5 protein-coding genes and 1 pseudogene are annotated in these 4,704 nt (G+C 55.4%); all 6 read left to right on the top strand.

Annotation, left to right across the window (positions count from 1 at the left end; translation table 11 throughout):
* Positions 1-290, top strand: a pseudogene (locus tag CUC53_RS15780) (type VI secretion system tip protein VgrG); the annotation flags it as partial.
* Between the two features lies 1 nt (position 291).
* Positions 292-1,017, top strand: a complete 726-nt coding sequence (locus tag CUC53_RS15775; protein WP_100295027.1) for a DUF4123 domain-containing protein — start codon at positions 292-294, stop codon at positions 1,015-1,017.
* Complete coding sequence (locus CUC53_RS15770) at positions 1,014-1,526, top strand: hypothetical protein (RefSeq protein ID WP_100295026.1); 513 nt, start codon at positions 1,014-1,016, stop codon at positions 1,524-1,526. Before CUC53_RS15775 ends, CUC53_RS15770 begins: the two co-directional genes overlap by 4 nt.
* 109 nt (positions 1,527-1,635) lie before the next feature.
* The gene (locus tag CUC53_RS15765; RefSeq protein WP_100295025.1) at positions 1,636-2,151 is read left to right on the top strand and encodes a DUF3304 domain-containing protein; all 516 of its coding nucleotides are present in this window, start codon (positions 1,636-1,638) and stop codon (positions 2,149-2,151) included.
* A gap of 2 nt (positions 2,152-2,153) precedes the next feature.
* Positions 2,154-3,872, top strand: coding sequence for a DUF2235 domain-containing protein (locus CUC53_RS15760; protein ID WP_100295024.1), 1,719 nt, complete (start codon positions 2,154-2,156; stop codon positions 3,870-3,872).
* 138 nt (positions 3,873-4,010) lie between these two features.
* Positions 4,011-4,704: hypothetical protein (locus CUC53_RS15755; protein WP_157798301.1), on the top strand; the 694-nt coding region annotated here is incomplete at its 3' end.

Here is a 4,704-nt window from a genome sequence, read left to right as displayed (position 1 = left end):
TGCGTGAAGCGGGGGTGGAACTCACCGTTAAGGTCGCCAGTAGTTTTGTCAAAATTGACCCCAGCGGGGTGACCCTGTCCGGCCCGACCATCAAGATCAACTCCGGCGGCAGCCCCGGCAGTGGCAGCGGCTGGGGGGGACACATGCCGAATCTACCCGGGGCGGTTGAGGTCGTTGCCCCACCTAAGCCTGCGTTGTTTAAAGCCATGCCACCCCTTGAAAAATCAGTTTGCATTCCTTGCATGTTGAGGGCCATGGCTCAGGGCGATGCGGTGGTCAAGGGAGAATAAGATGCTACCAGAATCAATATGGCGTGAGGGAAAGACGATAGTGCTGCTTGAAGCGGCCCATCTCAGTGTCGAACAACGAGAAAAACTCAGTGACGGGGGCTTTCTTCCACTTTATGTGCACGACGATCTGTTTGAGCTAGTCAGCCTTGGTCCTTGGCTTTGGCAGTGCTCGCAGCAAGATGAAATGTTGCTGGCAGCACTTGCTGAGCAAGGGCATGTGGTGGGCTTGATTGACAGCGAACAGTCGTTGGCAGCGCTGCAAAAGCAGCTGGCATTGGGCGTCAGAGTGATAGAACCGAGGGGCCAGTTCAGTATGCTGCTACGGTTTTACACCCCTGATGCCTTGCCCTTGCTGCTTGCCCAACAGCATGCCCCTTGGTTGGGTGGTCTCTTCGGCGGTATCAGCCGTTGGTGGCTGCGAGAGTGTAATGGCAACTGGCGTGAGTTGGCGCTGTCTATCCCCTCGGCAGAACCCGTGTTAGTGCAGCTTAGCCCCGCGCTCTATCAAGCCCTTGAGGGGTCCCCCCAAGCTCATCGCTTGTTGGCGCTTTGGCAGTCAGGGGACCATATCGCGCAGTTTCCGCCCTGTGAACGCATGGCCATGGTTCGTAAGGCGCTCGATAAGGCCAAGCAGGCTGGGGCAACAGAGGCTCAGTTAATGCTCTGGGGCTTGGCCTATCTAGAAGGTGGGAGCCCAGCCCTAGCAGAACAGAAGAGACAACCATGACAACAGAAAAAAGCCTGACACGATTTATCGCCACCATGGCCACGGCGGCATGGGACTTGATGCCCCGCTGGGGGCGCTGGCTGAGTGCCATAGTGCTGGTGCTGTGGCTAGGATGGAGCCTGCTGTTGCAAGAGCGACATGGCGGGGCCGCTATTGACGTTGCATCCGTGATGGAGCGGCCCATCAGTTACGTCTATGTCAATGGCAAGATGGGTAGTAATGCGTTTGCGTTTGACGGGTTGAATGCTGGTGGTGGTAGCACGGGCCCCTATCGGATCGACGGTGACACGGTAAAGATCGATTGGGAACTCGATATGACCGAGGAGCAAGAAAAAGCAGGCTATCAATTTGAAAAGCACTCGCTCACCCTGCCCATGCCCAAGCGGGAGAAGGGGCAGGATGATTTCTGTGTCCTGATGCTACCTGATAATACCCCGATGATTCGTTGGGCCCATAGCTGCCCAGTTGAGATGGATAGCATTGTCGAAACCTATCGGACAAGGAAATAGTGATGGTTGATAAAGACGACCTGAAGTGCCGTATTGATCGAGAAGAGAGCCTCCATCAAGCAGGGATCGGCACCTGCTCGCCAGCCCTAGCAGAACAGAAGAGACAACCATGACAACAGAAAAAAGCCTGACACGATTTATCGCCACCATGGCCACGGCGGCATGGGACTTGATGCCCCGCTGGGGGCGCTGGCTGAGTGCCATAGTGCTGGTGCTGTGGCTAGGATGGAGCCTGCTGTTGCAAGAGCGACATGGCGGGGCCGCTATCGTGGTTCATTCGGTGATTGATCGGCCCATCAGTTACGTCTATGTCAATGGCAAGATGGGCAGTAACACGTTTGCATTCGACGGTTTTAGTGCGGGTGGAGGGGGAAGTGCAGGCCCCTATCGGATAGACGGCGACACGGTAAAGATCGATTGGGAACTCGATATGACCGAGGAGCAAGAAAAAGCAGGCTATCAATTTGAAAAGCACTCGCTCACCCTGCCCATGCCCAAGCGGGAAAAGGGGATGGATAATTTTCATGTCCTCTTCTTGCCCAACAACAAAGTTATGGTGCGCTGGGGAGGGTGGGCTGAACCCGTCATGAATGATGTGATTGATACATATCGGACAAGGAAATAGTCATGGCAGATAGAGAGGATCTTACATGCCGAGTAGAGCGAGAAGAGAGTCTCCATCAAGCAGGTATCGGCACCTGCTCGTTGGCATTGCAAATTGGCGTTTTCTTTGATGGTAGTAATAGAAATATTTATATCGATGAGGCGCACCAGCGGCTGACCAATGTTGGTCGCCTATTTCGAGCTCATCCACTTGAGATCAAAGCCCCGCTTACCTCGTCTTATTCATACGCCAAAATCTATGTGCCGGGATTGGGCACTGAGCTTAACGACACGACCGCTGATCGGCTAGACAGCATTATGGATGCAAGGCAGCAGGCATTGGCGGGCGATTATCTTGACGAGTTGGCCGGCCAGGCCAAACAGACGGTTGCCGATGCCATCAAAGGGGATTGGAGCAAGGTACTGAGCCATAAGCTCAGTGATCTGCTGACCCTCAAGAGCAGTGGTGAGGCGTCATTCGCTGCCCTGAAAAAGGCCGCTCAGCAAGCAGCACTGGAAGCCGTGGCCCCTATCCGGGATATGGCGCCTGTTGCTGATCTGCTGATGACTGGGGTCGATGCCAGGATCGATTTTGCCAAAAACAAGTTCAAAGAAAACCTTGCACTCAGCAAGAAAGAGAACCAGTTGCCGATTAAGTTGATCCAAGTGTCGGTCTTTGGCGCTGATTTGGGGGCGGCGCTGGCGCGCCGGTTTATCGAGGAGCTGTTGGAGTCAGTCTGTACCAAGTTAGATGATGAGTACCGCTATGAGGGGAGCAAGGTCGAGGTGATCTTTGCGGGCCTGTTCGACTGTTCACGCCGTGGTGTGCTTGACATGGGGGATACCGTGACGACGGTATTTGACTGGGCCAGTCTGTTTACCAAAAGTCCCGCCGCCATGCCGATCGGGGTGGTGGCCAGTGCCAAGGTGATTGACCATAACAAGCCCCTGCACCCTGCGGTTAAGCGGGCCCTGCATCTGGTGGCTGCCCATGAACGGCGAGGCTATCGGCCACTGTTGCCGCTTGGACCGTTGCAGCCGGGTTGGCGGGAAGAGCTCTACCCCGGCGTCAGCGAGGATGTCACCGGTGGACTGCTGCCCAACGAGCAGCGTCCCAGTGCTGAGCTGTGCCGAGTGCCGCTTAGAGCGATGTTTGATACCGCTCGCCGCGCTCAGGTGCCGTTCCCCAATTTCCGTACCTTAGAGAAAACATCTCGTAAGGTCGCAAGTTACTTCGTCATGCTGGATAACCTAGCCGGATACTCAGTGCAGGAGTTCTGCCACTACTACCAGCAGTGGGCCGGTAGGCTCGACCCGACCCCCGATGGGTTCGAGCGGCACATGACCTGTTATTGCCTCTGGCTGGGGGAAAAGCACTATGACTACTCGGCTCGGCGCAAGCTGGCCACTGACGATGAGCGGGCGCTGCTTAAAGAGCGGTGGGGTTGGCTGGAACAAGTGTGGCAAGATGCAAAGGCGATCAAACAAGCTAACGAGCTCCGGCTCAGGATCAGGAACGCAGCCGAGCTCGTGGTGAACTTTAATGAGTCGAGCAAGAGGGTGCCATTAATGGTCAACGCGTTCTTTAACTACTTCATGCATGATTTCAGCTCGAAGGAACTTAAATACGCCACGCTCACCGCTCAGGCTCACACCATGCTGACCAGCAATAACTTCTTTGTCCCCCGCCGTATAGAAACCGTGGAAGCAGATGAATCAGATGAGGTAAAGGCAGATAAGTAGGCCACTGCCAGCACTGAGCGCACCACTCATCTGGCCACGGGAAAAAGCGAGCAAGCGCATTCGGTCAGCGGTAATGTGGGCATCGCTAGCGGTAGTAGCACCAATCAATCTGCCTGGGGCGGGAAATATAAACATACAGTGGAGGCAAGTTATTACCCCCTAAACGGGGAAGTTGATCTGTTTCGCCTTCATATTCCGGAACAACCTGAGCAGTTGGTGCTGCAACTTAAAGGGCAAGGTCAGCGCGGCGGCCTTTATACCGTGGAGCTGGGGGCATGGTCGGCGCTGCTGCACGCCAAGGCGTGGGGCAAGGCGGGGGCGATGCTGGCGGCCAGTGGGGAGGCGGCGATTAACTTTGCCAATGGTGGCTTTCGCTTAAGTGGCATGACGTGGGTTGATAAGGTGAGGATAAAAAAGGGCCCGATCGAAGGGGAGATCGGGGTGGAAGTGGGGTCAAGTGTGACGGGTGAAGTGCAGTGGATGCCGCCACGCCGGCTGATGCAGCGCTTGCAGTGGCAGCAAGATCGCTGGCCCACCAGCTTGTGTAAGCTGACGGCAGGGGTGAAAGCGGACCTGAAGCTAAAGATGACGGGCAGCCCCATTATGCTGAGCTGGCAGGGTAATAAGCCGAAATTATGCGTTAAAGCGGGGGTTTTTTCTGGGGTGGCCAGTGCCGAGGGGTATATCGAGTTAGAGATCAATCCCGCAGGGCTCAATTATGTGGTGACCCTGTTTCAAGATATGCTGCGCCAGTGTCACTACGAACGGGTAACGATATATGCCGATGACGCCACGTATCAGCGGATGTCGATGTTAAGTCAGTTGGCATTAA

The organism is Aeromonas cavernicola, assembly GCF_002795305.1.
Classification (GTDB): Bacteria; Pseudomonadota; Gammaproteobacteria; order Enterobacterales; family Aeromonadaceae; genus Aeromonas; species Aeromonas cavernicola.
This window is presented reverse-complemented; position numbering and strand designations above follow the sequence as displayed.